General features: G+C 65.6%; 15 protein-coding genes. 8 read left to right on the forward strand and 7 right to left on the reverse strand.

The features are described from left to right. Positions 1–17: 17 nt before the first annotated feature. Entirely contained in the window at positions 18–497 is a 480-nt protein-coding gene (gene phnG, locus QZ753_RS15720; RefSeq protein WP_294644935.1) for a phosphonate C-P lyase system protein PhnG, read from the reverse strand. Positions 498–615: 118 nt separating this feature from the next. Here phnG and phnF point away from each other — a divergent pair, with 118 nt between their 5' ends. After that, positions 616–1,335 (forward strand): phosphonate metabolism transcriptional regulator PhnF, encoded by a 720-nt coding sequence (gene phnF / locus QZ753_RS15725; protein WP_294644937.1) that lies wholly within the window; start codon positions 616–618, stop codon positions 1,333–1,335. A gap of 149 nt (positions 1,336–1,484) precedes the next feature. Next, positions 1,485–4,139: an alanine--tRNA ligase gene (alaS, locus tag QZ753_RS15730; protein WP_294644939.1), complete on the forward strand. Its 2,655-nt coding sequence runs from the start codon at positions 1,485–1,487 to the stop codon at positions 4,137–4,139. Between the two features lie 63 nt (positions 4,140–4,202). Here alaS and QZ753_RS15735 read toward each other — a convergent pair whose 3' ends face one another. Then, positions 4,203–4,568, reverse strand: coding sequence for a hypothetical protein (locus tag QZ753_RS15735; protein ID WP_294644941.1), 366 nt, complete (start codon positions 4,566–4,568; stop codon positions 4,203–4,205). Positions 4,569–5,010: 442 nt separating this feature from the next. Beyond that, positions 5,011–6,228, reverse strand: coding sequence for an NADP-dependent isocitrate dehydrogenase (locus QZ753_RS15740; RefSeq protein ID WP_294644943.1), 1,218 nt, complete (start codon positions 6,226–6,228; stop codon positions 5,011–5,013). Between the two features lie 195 nt (positions 6,229–6,423). Here QZ753_RS15740 and QZ753_RS15745 point away from each other — a divergent pair, with 195 nt between their 5' ends. Together QZ753_RS15745 and murI are read left to right on the forward strand one after the other, a co-directional pair. Continuing rightward, positions 6,424–7,197 (forward strand): RNA methyltransferase, encoded by a 774-nt coding sequence (locus QZ753_RS15745; protein WP_294644944.1) that lies wholly within the window; start codon positions 6,424–6,426, stop codon positions 7,195–7,197. Continuing rightward, positions 7,194–7,976: a glutamate racemase gene (gene murI / locus QZ753_RS15750; protein ID WP_294644945.1), complete on the forward strand. Its 783-nt coding sequence runs from the start codon at positions 7,194–7,196 to the stop codon at positions 7,974–7,976. Before QZ753_RS15745 ends, murI begins: the two co-directional genes overlap by 4 nt. A 5-nt stretch (positions 7,977–7,981) precedes the next feature. On the opposite strand, the gene QZ753_RS15755 is transcribed toward murI, so the two are convergent. Then, positions 7,982–8,263 carry a hypothetical protein gene (locus QZ753_RS15755; protein WP_294644946.1) on the reverse strand — a complete coding sequence of 94 codons (282 nt, stop codon included), beginning with the start codon at positions 8,261–8,263 and terminating at the stop codon, positions 7,982–7,984. Between the two features lie 345 nt (positions 8,264–8,608). On the opposite strand from QZ753_RS15755, the gene QZ753_RS15760 reads away from it, so the two are divergent. The 4 genes from QZ753_RS15760 to QZ753_RS15775 all read left to right on the forward strand — a co-directional run bounded on the left by QZ753_RS15760 (position 8,609) and on the right by QZ753_RS15775 (position 11,400). Beyond that, entirely contained in the window at positions 8,609–8,767 is a 159-nt protein-coding gene (locus QZ753_RS15760; protein WP_294644948.1) for a YqaE/Pmp3 family membrane protein, read from the forward strand. A 208-nt stretch (positions 8,768–8,975) separates the two neighbouring features. Further along, the gene (gene rpsD, locus QZ753_RS15765; RefSeq protein ID WP_090959598.1) at positions 8,976–9,593 is read left to right on the forward strand and encodes a 30S ribosomal protein S4; all 618 of its coding nucleotides are present in this window, start codon (positions 8,976–8,978) and stop codon (positions 9,591–9,593) included. 101 nt (positions 9,594–9,694) lie between these two features. Further along, positions 9,695–10,576, forward strand: a complete 882-nt coding sequence (ttcA, locus tag QZ753_RS15770) for a tRNA 2-thiocytidine(32) synthetase TtcA (RefSeq protein WP_294644951.1) — start codon at positions 9,695–9,697, stop codon at positions 10,574–10,576. Then, positions 10,573–11,400 (forward strand): inositol monophosphatase family protein, encoded by an 828-nt coding sequence (locus tag QZ753_RS15775; RefSeq protein ID WP_294644952.1) that lies wholly within the window; start codon positions 10,573–10,575, stop codon positions 11,398–11,400. The genes ttcA and QZ753_RS15775 overlap by 4 nt, the downstream gene beginning before the upstream one ends. Positions 11,401–11,416: 16 nt before the next feature. Here the strand turns inward: QZ753_RS15775 and QZ753_RS15780 are convergent, their stop codons facing one another. The 3 genes from QZ753_RS15780 to QZ753_RS15790 form a co-directional block, all read right to left on the reverse strand. Further along, on the reverse strand, positions 11,417–12,772 hold the full coding sequence (locus QZ753_RS15780) for a multidrug effflux MFS transporter (RefSeq protein WP_294644956.1): 1,356 nt from the start codon (positions 12,770–12,772) through the stop codon (positions 11,417–11,419). Between the two features lie 60 nt (positions 12,773–12,832). Next, positions 12,833–13,177, reverse strand: a complete 345-nt coding sequence (grxD, locus tag QZ753_RS15785; RefSeq protein WP_294644954.1) for a Grx4 family monothiol glutaredoxin — start codon at positions 13,175–13,177, stop codon at positions 12,833–12,835. 105 nt (positions 13,178–13,282) lie between these two features. Further along, positions 13,283–13,516: a BolA family transcriptional regulator gene (locus QZ753_RS15790; protein WP_294644955.1), complete on the reverse strand. Its 234-nt coding sequence runs from the start codon at positions 13,514–13,516 to the stop codon at positions 13,283–13,285. Positions 13,517–13,566 lie beyond the last annotated feature (50 nt).

The raw sequence follows: 13,566 nt of genomic DNA on the forward strand, positions 1-13,566 counted from the left end.
CGCAGCGGACATGGCGTTCAATCCTCGCCCCGGGCGACGGTGAAGAAATCGACGCGTGTGGCTTCCGTCTCCTCGGCCCGGCGCTCCCGCGCCTTGGCGTCGGCGGCGAGTGCTGGCGTCACGACCTCGGCCTCGATCCGGTTGCGCCAGGCATCGGTCTGCCAGAGGGCGTCGAGGTGAGCGGCGATGCCGGCTGTCTCGGCGTCGCGGCCGAGGATCATCGCGTGCCCCACTTCACCCGTGGCGAGCCGCACCGTGGCGCGGCAGACGCTCGCCTCTCCGAGGTTGAACGCCGCACCGCCGCCGCCCGCCCGGCCGCGCAGCATGATAAGGCCGACCTCCGGACCGCGAACGGGCATTGCCATGGGCACGTCGTTCGCGAACCCGGCGAAGCGTTCCTTCAGAAAGCCGCGAGGCGCCAGCGCCAGCGCGTTCATGGCGCGCTTGCGGGCATCATCGGATCGTGCATTCGGGGGGGTGAGGGTTTCAAACATCATGTACGACCCGCTTCCGGTTGTCTATTTGTCTAGACTACCGATCTGGACGGGTCAGGTATAGCGCCGCGATGGTGACACCTCTATGACGGCGGCGCAGTGTCGAATGGAGCCGGCCGGAATGAACGATGCGGACGAGGGGGTGACACGCTGGCGACGCGTGGCGGACCGCATCCGCGCCAGCATCGCCGACGGCTCGGTCGCCGAACAGCTTCCGCCCGAGACGGAACTTGCCGAGCGATATGCGGTCAACCGGCACACCGTTCGCCGCGCCATCCAGTCGCTCGCGGCCGAGGGGCTTCTCCGGTCGGAGCGGGGACGCGGCACCTTCGTCAACGCACCCGCACCGCGTCTTGCCTATCCGGTCGGCCCCCGAACCCGATTTTCCGAGAACGTCACGGCGCAGGGCCAGCGGCCCGCCGGGCGACTGATCCGATCCGAGACGGTGCGCGCGGATCCGGCGTTGGCCGCTATGCTGGACTGCCCGATCGGCGCGGCGCTGGCCCGCCTCGACACCCTTTCGGTCGCCAGCGGCCTGCCGCTCTCGGTCTCCACCGGCTATTTTCCGGCCGATCGCTTTCCCAACATTGTGCGCGACTATGCCGAGACCGGATCCATCACCGAGGCTCTGCGGCGACACGGATTGCCGGACTACCGGCGGCTGGAAACCCGAATCACGGCCGAGCGCGTGCATCCGTCCGATGCGGCGCATCTGGATCTGCCGCCCGACAGCATCGTGCTGATCTCCAGCGCCATCGACGTCGATGCCGAGGATCGCCCGGTCCAGGCCCTGCGATCGCGCTTCCCCGCCGATCGCATGGAACTCGTGATCCGTCTCTGAGCGTCTGCGGATAGCTCGATCGCCATGGCGGTTGCGCATCGCGCCCGGGTCGTCGCGCGCGAGCATGGACAGGGTTTCGGCCCCTCGTTAAAAGGCTGGCGCTGCGGCGTTCCTGCGCTGCGATCCTATCCAAGCCCTGAAGGTTTCCCATGAGCGGCGTGAACGAGATCCGGTCGACGTTCCTCCAGTATTTCGCGAAGAACGGCCACGAACCGGTCGCGTCCTCGCCGCTGGTCCCGCGCAACGACCCGACGCTGATGTTCACGAACGCCGGCATGGTGCAGTTCAAGAACGTCTTCACGGGGTTGGAAAAGCGCCCGTACACGCGCGCCACGACCGCGCAGAAGGTCGTGCGGGCTGGCGGCAAGCACAACGATCTCGACAATGTCGGTTATACCGCCCGGCACCACACCTTCTTCGAGATGCTCGGCAACTTCTCCTTCGGCGACTATTTCAAGGAGGAGGCGATCAGCCTCGCCTGGAATCTCGTCACCAAGGAGTTCGCGCTCGACAAGTCGCGTCTTCTCGTCACCGTCTATTCGGAGGACGACGAGGCGGCGAAGCTGTGGAAGTCGATTGCGGGCTTCTCCGATGATCGCATCATCCGCATTCCGACCTCCGACAACTTCTGGACCATGGGCGAGACCGGGCCCTGCGGCCCCTGCTCTGAAATCTTCTACGACCAGGGCGAGAGCGTCTGGGGCGGACCGCCGGGCTCGGCGGACGAGGATGGCGACCGCTTCCTCGAGTTCTGGAACCTCGTCTTCATGCAGTTCGAGCAGGTGTCGCCCGGCGAGCGGCTGAACCTGCCGCGTCCGTCGATCGACACCGGCATGGGTCTCGAGCGCATGGCCGCGATCCTGCAAGGCGTGACCTCGAACTACGAAACCGACCTGTTCCGCCGCCTGATCGCGGCCGTCGAGGAGGCCATCGGGTCGCGGGCCGAGGGTGACGCGCTCGCCTCGCACCGCGTGATCGCCGACCACCTGCGCGCCACCGCTTTCCTGATCGCCGACGGCGTGCTGCCCTCGAACGAGGGCCGCGGCTACGTCCTGCGCCGCATTATGCGCCGCGCCATGCGCCACGCGAAGCTGCTCGGCGCGCGCGAGCCGGTGATTTACAAGGTCCTGCCGACGCTGGTCGCCGAGATGGGGCGCGCCTACCCGGAACTGACCCGCGCCGAGGCGCTGATCTCCGAGACGCTGAAGCTCGAGGAAAAGCGCTTCCTCGTCACGCTCGACCGCGGCCTGTCACTTCTGAACGACGCGTCGGGCTCGCTCGGCCAGGGCGACATGCTCGATGGTGAGACGGCCTTCAAGCTCTATGACACCTACGGTTTCCCGCTCGATCTGACGCAGGATGCGCTTCGTGCGAGGGGCGTCGGCGTCGATCTCGATGCCTTCAACTCCGCGATGCAACGTCAGAAGGCCGAGGCTCGCGCGAGCTGGGCAGGTTCGGGCGAGGCGGCGGCCGAGACGATCTGGTTCTCGATCCGCGAGCGCGAAGGCGCCACCGAGTTCCTGGGCTACGACACCGAGACAGCCGAGGCACAAGTCCGCGCGCTGGTGCAGGGGGGCAAGGAAGTCGGGAGCGCGGCAGCGGGTGAGGAGGTCGCGGTCGTCCTCAACCAGACGCCGTTCTACGCCGAGTCCGGCGGTCAGGTCGGCGACACGGGAACGATGAAGGGCGAAGGCGTCCTCTTCACTGTCACCGACACCCAGAAGGTGGCCGACGGTCTCTTCATCCATCGCGGCAAGGTTTCCGATGGTACGCTGAAGGTCGGCGCGCCGCTGGAATTGGTCGTCGACCACGAGCGGCGGACGCGGATCCGCGCCAACCACTCGGCCACGCACCTCCTGCACGAGGGCCTGCGCGAGGTGCTCGGCACCCATGTCGCGCAGAAGGGTTCGATGGTCTCGCCCGACCGTCTGCGCTTCGACTTCTCGCATCCCAAGCCCGTGGAAGCGGAGGAACTTGCCCGGATCGAGGCGCTCGCCAACGACGTGATCCGCGAGAATACACCGGTCGAAACCCGGCTCATGGCGGTCGACGACGCCATCGCGCTCGGCGCCATGGCGCTCTTCGGCGAGAAATACGGCGACGAGGTCCGCGTCGTCTCCATGGGAGGTGCCAAGGAGGGCAGCCCCAAGGCCGCTTATTCGATCGAGTTGTGCGGCGGCACGCACGCCCGCGCTACCGGCGATATCGGCCTCGTCCACGTCCTTTCGGAAAGCGCTGTCGGTGCCGGCGTCCGCCGCGTCGAGGCTCTGACCGGCGCTGCAGCTCGGGATTATTTCCTGGAGCAGGATGCTCGCGTCCGCCGGATCGCCGCCTCGCTGAAGGTCGGCCCGGCCGAGATCGCGGATCGCGTGGATTCGCTTGTCGAAGAGCGTCGGCGACTGGAGCGCGAACTGACAGAAGCGAAAAAGAAGCTGGCGCTGGCTGGCGACGGGTCGTCGTCCTCGTCGGCTCCGAAGGAGATCGGCGGAATTTCCTTCCTCGGCCGCGTGCTGGATGGCGTCGCCGCCAAGGACCTGAAGGGCATGGTCGACGATGCGAAGGCCGGCCTTGGCTCGGGCGTCGTCGCCTTCGTCGGCGTCGCGGACGGCAAGGCGAGCGTGGTCGTTGGCGTGACGCCCGATCTCAGCGGGCGCATTAGCGCGGTCGATCTCGTCCGTGCTGCCTCGGAGGCGATCGGCGGCAAGGGTGGCGGCGGACGCCCCGACATGGCTCAGGCCGGCGGTCCGGATGCGGACAAGGCCGATCAGGCCATCGCGGCGATCGAAGCGAGGCTGGCGGCCTGAGCGCTCAGCCTTGCGGGTCGAAGTCAGCAAAAAGGGCGCCTCGCGGCGCCCTTTTCGTTTTCGTCAGCCGTTGTAGCTCGGGAACGACGCGATTTCGGCGGCCGAGGTCGTCAGCGTCAGACGGTTGCCGTCCGGCGAGAAGCGGTCGATCGGGATCACCTTGGAGCCCGTGAAGCCGGTGGTCGTGCCCTTGAAGTCGACGACGAGGGCGACAGGGGTGTTGGCGTCGGTGCCGAGCACCGCCGCGACTTCGCCGAGCTCGACGCCGTCACCGCTCTTCAGCACCTTGGCGCCCTCGACGGCGTCGACGGACTTGTTCCAGGGCATGAGCATGACGTTCTCGTCCACCTCGACGGCGGCCTGCTGAGCTTGAACGGCGGCGCCGGAGAGAAGGAGAACGCTGGTGGCTGCGAAAATCATGCGATGCATTCGATGCACTCCTTGATGATGGATACACCCCTAACGGCATCATTTTGAGTGCGGTTCCGCGATTTTATCGCGTTCGATCGGAGGCAGATTTCTCGTCCTCGTCGTCGTCATAATTTGGTCGTCTCCTCCTCCGGTTCGCTTGAGTGCCGAAGCCTGGTGCTTAAGGGCGTAGAGAACTTTTCAGGCCAAATCTTTGCCAGACCGCCCAATTTTCGCCCGAGCATCGCCGAGTTTCAGGCCGTCAAATTTTTTCGAGCTAAGAGGTTCGAGGGGCGACCCGCTTAATGAGAACTTGCCCTCGTGAATGGTGACCGAGCAGGTTTCAAGCCAGTTGAGATCAGCCGTCGTCGAGGAACGTGCGAAAGCACGGCATCACGCGCTGGGACATGAAAAAGCCGGCGCGTGAGACGCGCCGGCTCCATTCTTCCAATTGGTCGATGGTTCAGGCCGTCGCCATCGCCTTGCGCAGGTTCTCGTCGATCTTGTCGAGGAAGCCGGTGGTCGAGAGCCACGGCTGGTCCGGGCCGATGAGGAGCGCCAGGTCCTTTGTCATGTGGCCGGCCTCGACCGTGTCGATGCAGACCTTCTCCAACGTATCGGAGAAACGCTTCAGTTCGGCGTTGTCGTCGAGCTTGGCGCGGTGCGCGAGGCCGCGCGTCCAGGCGAAGATCGAGGCAATGGAGTTGGTCGAGGTCTCCTGACCCTTCTGGTGCTGGCGGTAGTGACGCGTCACCGTGCCGTGCGCGGCTTCCGCCTCGACCGTCTTGCCGTCCGGCGTCATCAGCACCGAGGTCATCAGGCCGAGCGAGCCGAAGCCCTGCGCAACGATGTCGGACTGGACGTCGCCGTCGTAGTTCTTGCACGCCCAGACGTAGCCGCCCGACCACTTCAGGGCGGAAGCGACCATGTCGTCGATCAGGCGGTGCTCGTAGGTCAGCTTCTTCTTGTCGAACTCGGCCTTGAACTCGGCGTCGAACACCTCTTGGAAGATGTCCTTGAAGCGGCCGTCATAGGCCTTCAGGATCGTGTTCTTGGTCGACAGGTAGACGGGGTAGCCGCGCAGGAGGCCGTAGTTGAACGAGGCGCGGGCGAACTCGCGGATCGAATCGTCGAGGTTGTACATGGCCATCGCGACGCCAGCCGACGGCGCCTGGTAGACCTCGTGCTCGATCGTCTCGCCGTCCTCGCCGACGAACTTGATCGACAGCGTGCCCTTGCCGGGGAACTTGAAGTCGGTCGCGCGGTACTGGTCGCCGAAGGCATGGCGGCCGACGATGATTGGCTGGGTCCAGCCCGGCACGAGGCGCGGCACGTTCTTCATGATGATCGGCTCGCGGAAGATCACGCCGCCGAGGATATTGCGGATCGTGCCGTTGGGCGACTTCCACATCTTCTTCAGCTTGAACTCCTCGACGCGCTGCTCGTCGGGAGTGATCGTGGCGCACTTCACGCCGACGCCATGCTTTTTGATCGCGTTGGCGGAGTCGATCGTCACCTGGTCGCCGGTCGCATCGCGGTTCTCGACCGAGAGGTCGTAGTACTCGAGATCGATGTCGAGGTAGGGGTGGATCAGCTTGTCCTTGATGTACTGCCAGATGATCCGGGTCATCTCGTCGCCGTCGAGCTCCACGACCGGATTGTCGACCTTGATCTTCACCATCGCTGTCTTCCCCTTGCGAGGCGCCCGGCCGGAGGGGACGAGCGCATTCGAATGATGGGGGCTTGTGCGCCCCCGGCACGGTGCTCGCGCCTATAGCATCGCCCCCCTGCTGCGCAAAGCCGCGCCGGCCTTTGCGCGGGCCGCTTCCTTCGGATAATCGTGCCGGCCAACACGGATCAGCGAGGACGGGCGCACTTGGCCGGCACCAACAGAAGCGACGAGAACCGGACCGGCGGACCGGCGATCATACTCGTCGAACCCCAGCTCGGCGAGAACATCGGCATGGTGGCGCGCGCCATGGCCAATTTCGGCCTCGACGACCTGCGCCTCGTCAACCCGCGCGACGGCTGGCCGAACGAAAAGGCGAGGGCGAGCGCCTCGCGAGCGGACCATGTGATCGACGCCGTCCAGCTGTTCGATACGGTCGAGGCGGCAGCAGCCGACCTGACCTACCTCCTCGCCACCACCGCCCGCCCGCGTTACTCGATCAAGCCCGTTCGCGGACCGGAGGAGGCCGGCGGCGAGTTGCGCGCCCGGATCACGGCGGGGCAGGGTGCGGGCGTCTTGTTCGGGCGCGAGCGCTTCGGCCTCTCCAACGAGGAGGTCGACCTCGCCGACGAGATCGTGACCTTTCCGGTGAACCCGGCCTTCGCCTCGTTGAACATCGCGCAGGCGGTGCTTCTGGTGAGCTACGAGTGGATGAAGTCCGGTCTCGACGAGGGTGCCGCGCCGCGCTTCCAGGCGCCCGACGTCGTACCCGCCGCCAAGGAAGACCTCTACCGCCTCTTCGACCATCTGGAGAGCGCGCTCGACACGACGAACTTCTTCTTCCCGCCGGAAAAGCGGGAGTCGATGGTTCACAATCTGCGGATCATGCTGACGCGGGCTGGCTTCTCCGATGCCGAGGTGCGGATGCTGCGCGGCGTGCTGCGCGCCTTCGAATACCGGATCGAGAAAGGCCAGCCGTGAACGACAAACCGGTTCTTCTCTTCGATTCCGGCATCGGCGGGCTGACGGTGCTGCGCGAGGCGCGCGTCCTGATGCCCGAGCGCCGCTTCATCTATGTCGCCGACGACGCGGCATTTCCCTATGGGGACTGGGAAGAGGAGGCTCTGCGGTCCCGTATCGTGGGACTCTTCGGCGATCTTCTCGCCGAGCACGATCCAGCGCTTTGCATGATCCCCTGCAACACGGCCTCGACGCTGGTGCTCGGCGATCTGCGGGCGACTTTCCCGCACATGCAGTTCGTCGGCACCGTGCCGGCGATCAAGCCGGCGGCCGAACGCACGCAGTCCGGGCTCGTCTCGGTCCTGGCGACGCCCGGTACCGTGAAGCGCCAGTACACGCGCGATCTCATCACGCAATGGGCGACGAAGTGCCAGGTCAATCTCGTCGGAAGCGTACGCCTCGCCGCGCTGGCAGAAACCTACATGCGCCACGGCTTCGTCGAGGAGGAGGCTGTCGCGGCCGAGATCGCGCCCTGCTTCGTCGAGCGCGATGGCCGGCGCACCGATATCGTCGTGCTCGCCTGCACGCATTACCCGTTCCTCGCCAACCGCATGCGCAAGACGGCACCATGGCCGGTGGACTGGCTCGATCCCGCCGAAGCCATCGCCCGTCGGGCGCTGTCGCTTCTTCCCGCGCGGTCGGGCGACATTCCGACCGGTCCCGACCGTGCGATCTTCACCCGAGGCGAGCCGGACGCGGCGACGCGCTCGCTGATCCGGGGCTTCGGGCTCGCGGCCTGAGCGTATCAGCCGCGGCGGAGCGTGATGTCGGATGTCCGGCGGGTCGTCCCGTCGACATCGTCGGTGACCGCCAGCGAGAACGTGCCGCCGCCGGCGTTTCGGATGGTCATCGTCGCGGTCCGGTCGCCATGAACGGTCGCCGGATAGGTCAAGGTTAAGGTCAGCGTGTCGCCTTGCAGGCGACCGTTGGTCAGGCGGGAGACGCCTTTGGTTGACCCCGTGTAGGATCCGGTGAGGCGTCCGCTGGCCGGATCGAAGCGGATGTCGGCGCCGATCTCGCGACGCACGATGACGGCGGCCCGGCAGGTCCCTGCGATCCGCAGCCGGTTTGCCGAAACCTGCGCCCCTCGACCCGGCAAGTCACACGGCGCGGCGAGGTATCCTGCTCCCTCTGGACGCTTCCGGTTCCTCGGAACGACCCGTCGAACCGTTCGAGAAAGCCCTGATCGGCGACGGCTGCCGTCGGAAAGGCCAGCGTGGCGATGGTGAGCAGGTGCGTGATCCGCATCCGCGAATATCTCTGGCTAGCGCGCGCGAATGTGATCTCCGGATCGAACGCGGCAGCCCCGCGAACGGAACGGTTGCAGCGCATCATCGTTCGTCAGGCGGACGTGAAACCAACGGATCGATCCATGGACCTGATCAAGATCATCTTCGCCATCCTCCTTCCGCCGGTCGGCGTCTTCATGGAGGTCGGCTTCGGCAAGCACTTCTGGATCAACATCATTCTCACGATCTTCGGCTATATCCCCGGTATCGTCCACGCGATCTGGGTCATCGCCCGCAAGTGACCGCGTCGGCTTGACTTCTCGGGCTTCGGCCAATAGGGACAGCGCATCGGCGGATCGAAAGGTCCGCCGGTTTCATTTTACGTGTCCCGTGGGCCGCCGTGCGCTTCGTTCGGCAGCCCTGTCGGTCTCGCCCCAAACGGCGGGATAAAGGAGGGCGCGTTTCCTGGCGTTGCGGATGGTCCGTGCGCCTCATCCTTTGGGAAATGCGATGTCAAAGCGCGAGTCTTCCAAGTACAAAATCGATCGCCGTATGGGCGAGAACATCTGGGGACGTCCGAAGTCCCCGGTGAACCGCCGCCAGTACGGCCCGGGCCAACATGGCCAGCGCCGCAAGGGCAAGATGTCCGACTTCGGCACGCAGCTGCGTGCGAAGCAGAAGCTCAAGGGCTACTACGGCGACATCTCCGAGAAGCAGTTCCGCAAGACCTACGAGGAAGCAGCCCGCCGTCGTGGCGATACCTCGGAGAACCTGGTCGGTCTGCTCGAATCGCGCCTCGACGCGATCGTCTACCGCGCGAAATTCGTTCCGACGATCTGGGCCGCACGCCAGTTCGTCAACCACGGCCATGTCAACGTCAACGGCGTGCGCACCAACATCGGTTCGTATCGCTGCAAGGCCGGCGACGTGATCGAAGTCCGCCAGAAGTCGAAGCAGCTGACCGTCCTCATCGAGGCGACCCAGCTCGCCGAGCGCGACGTGCCGGACTACATCGAGGCGGATCACTCCAAGATGGTCGCGACCTTCCAGCGCGTTCCGGGCCTCGGCGATGTGCCGTACCCGGTCGTGATGGAGCCGAACCTGGTCGTCGAGTTCTACTCGCGCTGATCGGTTCGCCGAAAGCTATTGAATGCGAAGGCCGCCTCCGGGCGGCCTTTTGTTTTGGGGCCGCCCTTGTTAATCGAGGCCCGAAGCGAGGACATGGCCCGATGCTGGACGACGTTCCGAACCAGCCGATCAACGAGACGGCTGACGAAGCCGACACCGGTGGCGCGCATCCGCTGTTTCGGAATGCGCCCGACTCGGTCTCGTTCAAGAAGCTGCGCAAGCGCCTGCTGCGCGACATGCGCGAGACGATCGAGACGCATGCGATGGCGCGGCCCGGCGCACGCTGGCTGGTCGCGATCTCGGGCGGCAAGGACTCCTATTCGCTGCTCGCCCTGCTGCTCGATCTCAAATGGCGGGGCCTTCTGCCGGTCGAGCTTCTCGCCTGCAACCTCGACCAGGGGCAGCCGAATTTCCCGAAGCACGTCCTGCCGGACTGGCTGACGGCCAACGGCATCGCGCACCGCATCGAGTATCGCGACACCTACTCGATCGTGAAGGAGAAGGTGCCAACGGGCGCGACCTACTGCTCGCTCTGCTCGCGCCTGCGCCGCGGCAATCTCTACCGTATCGCACGTGAGGAAGGCTGCGAGGCGCTGGTGCTCGGGCATCATCGCGACGATAGTCTCGAGACCTTCTTCCTCAACATGTTCCATGGCGGCAAGCTCTCCGCCATGCCGGCCAAGCTTCTGAACGACGAGGGCGACCTTCTTGTTCTGCGCCCGCTGATCCGCTCGGCCGAAGACGACCTCGCTCGCTTCGCGAGCGCCATGCGCTTCCCCATCATCCCCTGCGATCTCTGCGGCAGCCAGGACGGGCTGCAGCGCAACGCCATGAAGGCGTTCCTGTCGGACATGGAAGCGCGCTTTCCGGGCCGCCGCGAGACGATCAGCCGGGCACTCGCCAACGTGCGCCCGAGCCATCTTCTCGATCCCGCGCTCTTCGACTTCGCCAGCCTCCAGCCCCGAACGGACGAGACACCGTGACCTTCGACATAGACACGCTTGCCACCATCCTGCGCGACGCCGCCAAGGCGGAGGTCATGCCGCGCTTCCGGCGCCTGGACGAGGGGGACATCCGCGAAAAGACGTCCGCCATCGATCTCGTGACGGAGGCCGACGAGAGCGCCGAGCGCTTCATCAAGGCGGCCTGCGGCGGCGCGTTTCCTGACGCGCTGTTCGTCGGCGAGGAAAGCGTCGCGGCCGATCCGGCACTGCTTGCGAAGATCGGCGAAGCGGATCTGTCCATCATCGTCGACCCGATCGACGGCACGGCCAATTTCGCGATGGGCGTGCCGCTGTTCGGCGTCATGGCTGCGGTCGTGTCGAAGGGCCAGACGATCGGTGGCATCATCTACGATCCGCTCGGCGACGACTTCATGATCGCCGAGCGCGGCGCCGGGTCATACCTCGTTCGCCCGAACGGCGAGCGCCAACGCCTGCAGGTCGCGGCGCCCGCTCCGGTCGAGGAACTGTTCGGCGTGGCATCGTCGAGCTTCCTGCCGCGCGAGGAACGTCGGCAGCTCCTTCAGCGGATGGCCGAAATCCGGGTCTTTGCGAACTATCGCACGGCCGCCCACGAGTACCGCCTGGCGGCCTCGGGGCATGTGCACTTTCAGTTCTACCTGAAGCTCATGCCCTGGGATCACCTCGCCGGCTCGCTTCTGATCGAGGAGGCCGGCGGCTACGTGCGTAAGCTCGACGGCTCGTCCTACCTGCCGACCGACGTCGAGGGCGGCCTGCTGACCGCCCCGGACGCGGCGACCTGGAAGGCCGTCCGCGACCTCGTCGGTCCCGAGATCACCGCTTGAAGCGTGTGGCGGCGGCTTACTCGGCCGCCGCCGGTTCCACGACGCGGGGCCCGCCGTCGCGCGGGCTCGGCCGCTCGTTGAAGAGCTTGCCGTTCTCGGCGACGAGCGCGCAGCCGAAGGCGCCGAGCGACAGGACGACGTAGCCGATCAGAAGCGGGATCAGCGTTCCGTCGTACATGAAGCCGACGATCCCGCCGAGGACGCCGCCGCCGAAGGTCTGCATGAAGCCCAGCACCGACGAGGCAGTGCCGGCGACGTGGCCGAGCGGGTCCATCGCCAGCGCGTTGAAGTTCGTGCCGATGAAGCCGAACATGCAGAGCGAGAGAATGGTCATAGGCAGGTAGACCGCGAAGGGCGGCACGCCGCCGTTCAGAAGCGCAATGATGAGGTGCAGGACGTTCAGTCCGAGGAAGACGCACATCGCGCCATGCGACAGGTGCCGCATCCCGAAGCGCTCGACGAGGCGCGAGTTCCAGAACGACGCGAAGGCCATGAAGATCGCAGCGGCCGAGAAGTAGAGCGTGAACTCCGGCCCCATGCCGTAGATCGAGACGTAGATCTGCTCCGCCTGGTTGATGAAGGCGAAGAGGACGCCGAAGGTGAGCGCGGTCGAGAGCGTGTAGGCGAAGGCCGTCCGGTTGGTGACGACGACGCGGAACGCCTGGCCGACACGCGCGATCGTCAGCGGCAGCCGGTCCTCGGGATGCTGCGTCTCCGGCAGCCGGAAGTAGGTCCAGAGCGTCACGAAGGTGCCGAAGGCTGCGACCGCGATGAAGATTTCGTGCCAGTCGCCGACGAAGAGGACGAGCTGGCCGAGGTTCGGCGCGATGACCGGGATCGCCATGAAGATCATCATGACGAGCGACATGACGCTCGCCATGCGCGCGCCGCCGAAGCAGTCGCGCACGACCGACACCGCGATGACGCGCGTGGCGGCCGCACCGATCCCTTGGATCGCGCGAAGCGTCAGAAGCATGGCAAAGCTCGTCGAGAAGACGGCTGCGACCGACGCGAGGACATAGACGCAAAGGCCGAACAGCAGCACCGGCCGCCGGCCGAAGCGGTCCGACAGCGTGCCGTAGAAAATCTGCGAGATGCCGAAACCCATCACGTAGGCGGTAATGACGAACTGGGCGTGGTTCGGATTGGCCAGTTCCAGCGTCTGCGTGATGTTGGTGAGCGCCGGGATGAAAATGTCGATGGCCGCGGCGTTCAGCGCCATGATGCAGGCGATCAGGGTCACGAGCTCCCAATAGGGAATCCCGCGCACGGTCTTGGGCGCGCTCGACATGAGGTCCGGTCTTTCGTTGGTCGCGTTCGTTCTAAGCCGAGCGGTACAAAAAGCAAGGTCGACTGACGAACGCTGCGGCAGGACCGCAAACGAGACAGGCCCGCTCGGGGGAGCGGGCCTGTCTTGGTAAGCGGCTGGCGATCAGGACGCCGTTGCCGAAGCGTTCAGGGCGATGCCCTTGTCGCCCATGAAGTCCTGCAGTTCGCCGGCCTGGAACATCTCGCGCAGGATGTCGCAGCCTCCGACGAACTCGCCCTTCACGTAGACCTGCGGAATCGTCGGCCAGCCGCCGTATTCCTTGATGCCGCTGCGAAGCTCGTCCGAGCTCAGGACGTTGACGCCCTTGTAGGGCACGCCGAGGTAGTTGAGGATCTGGACGACCTGACCGGAGAAGCCGCACTGCGGAAAGTCCGGCGTGCCCTTCATGAAGACGACCACGTCGTTCGTCTTCACCTCGTTGTCGATCCAGTCGATGATGCCGGCCATGGCCAAATCCCGTCTTGTCGAGCCCGCCGAGCCGGCGGGCAATGGTGCGTCTCGGCTCACATACGATGTCCGGGTCGCGCTTTAAAGGTCGCGTGAATCGGATGCCTACTTTGGAGCGCTCGTCTGCAGGGCGAGGGCGTGCAGGACGCCGCCCATGTTTCCCTGCAGCGCCCTGTAGACCATCTGATGCTGTTGAACGCGCGACTTGCCGCGAAACGATTCCGCTACGACTTCGGCAGCGTAATGGTCCCCGTCGCCCGCAAGGTCGCGGATCGTGACCGTCGCGTCCGGAATGGCGTCCTTGATCATCGCTTCGATGTCGTGGGCGTTCATGGGCATGCGGTAATCTCCTGCCGGCGACGACGATCGGAAGGCGTCGTCGCAGCGCT

The organism is uncultured Aureimonas sp. (genome assembly GCF_913775355.1).
Classification (GTDB): domain Bacteria; phylum Pseudomonadota; class Alphaproteobacteria; order Rhizobiales; family Rhizobiaceae; genus Aureimonas.

What these genes read in the sequence shown, in the direction of transcription:
- phnG (WP_294644935.1), bottom strand. Translation starts at nt 497, where the DNA reads ATGATGTTTGAAACCCTCACCCCCCCGAATGCACGATCCGATGATGCC.
- phnF (WP_294644937.1), top strand. Translation starts at nt 616, where the DNA reads ATGAACGATGCGGACGAGGGGGTGACACGCTGGCGACGCGTGGCGGAC.
- alaS (WP_294644939.1), top strand. Translation starts at nt 1,485, where the DNA reads ATGAGCGGCGTGAACGAGATCCGGTCGACGTTCCTCCAGTATTTCGCG.
- QZ753_RS15735 (WP_294644941.1), bottom strand. Translation starts at nt 4,568, where the DNA reads ATGCATCGCATGATTTTCGCAGCCACCAGCGTTCTCCTTCTCTCCGGC.
- QZ753_RS15740 (WP_294644943.1), bottom strand. Translation starts at nt 6,228, where the DNA reads ATGGTGAAGATCAAGGTCGACAATCCGGTCGTGGAGCTCGACGGCGAC.
- QZ753_RS15760 (WP_294644948.1), top strand. Translation starts at nt 8,609, where the DNA reads ATGGACCTGATCAAGATCATCTTCGCCATCCTCCTTCCGCCGGTCGGC.
- rpsD (WP_090959598.1), top strand. Translation starts at nt 8,976, where the DNA reads ATGTCAAAGCGCGAGTCTTCCAAGTACAAAATCGATCGCCGTATGGGC.
- ttcA (WP_294644951.1), top strand. Translation starts at nt 9,695, where the DNA reads ATGCTGGACGACGTTCCGAACCAGCCGATCAACGAGACGGCTGACGAA.
- grxD (WP_294644954.1), bottom strand. Translation starts at nt 13,177, where the DNA reads ATGGCCGGCATCATCGACTGGATCGACAACGAGGTGAAGACGAACGAC.
- QZ753_RS15790 (WP_294644955.1), bottom strand. Translation starts at nt 13,516, where the DNA reads ATGCCCATGAACGCCCACGACATCGAAGCGATGATCAAGGACGCCATT.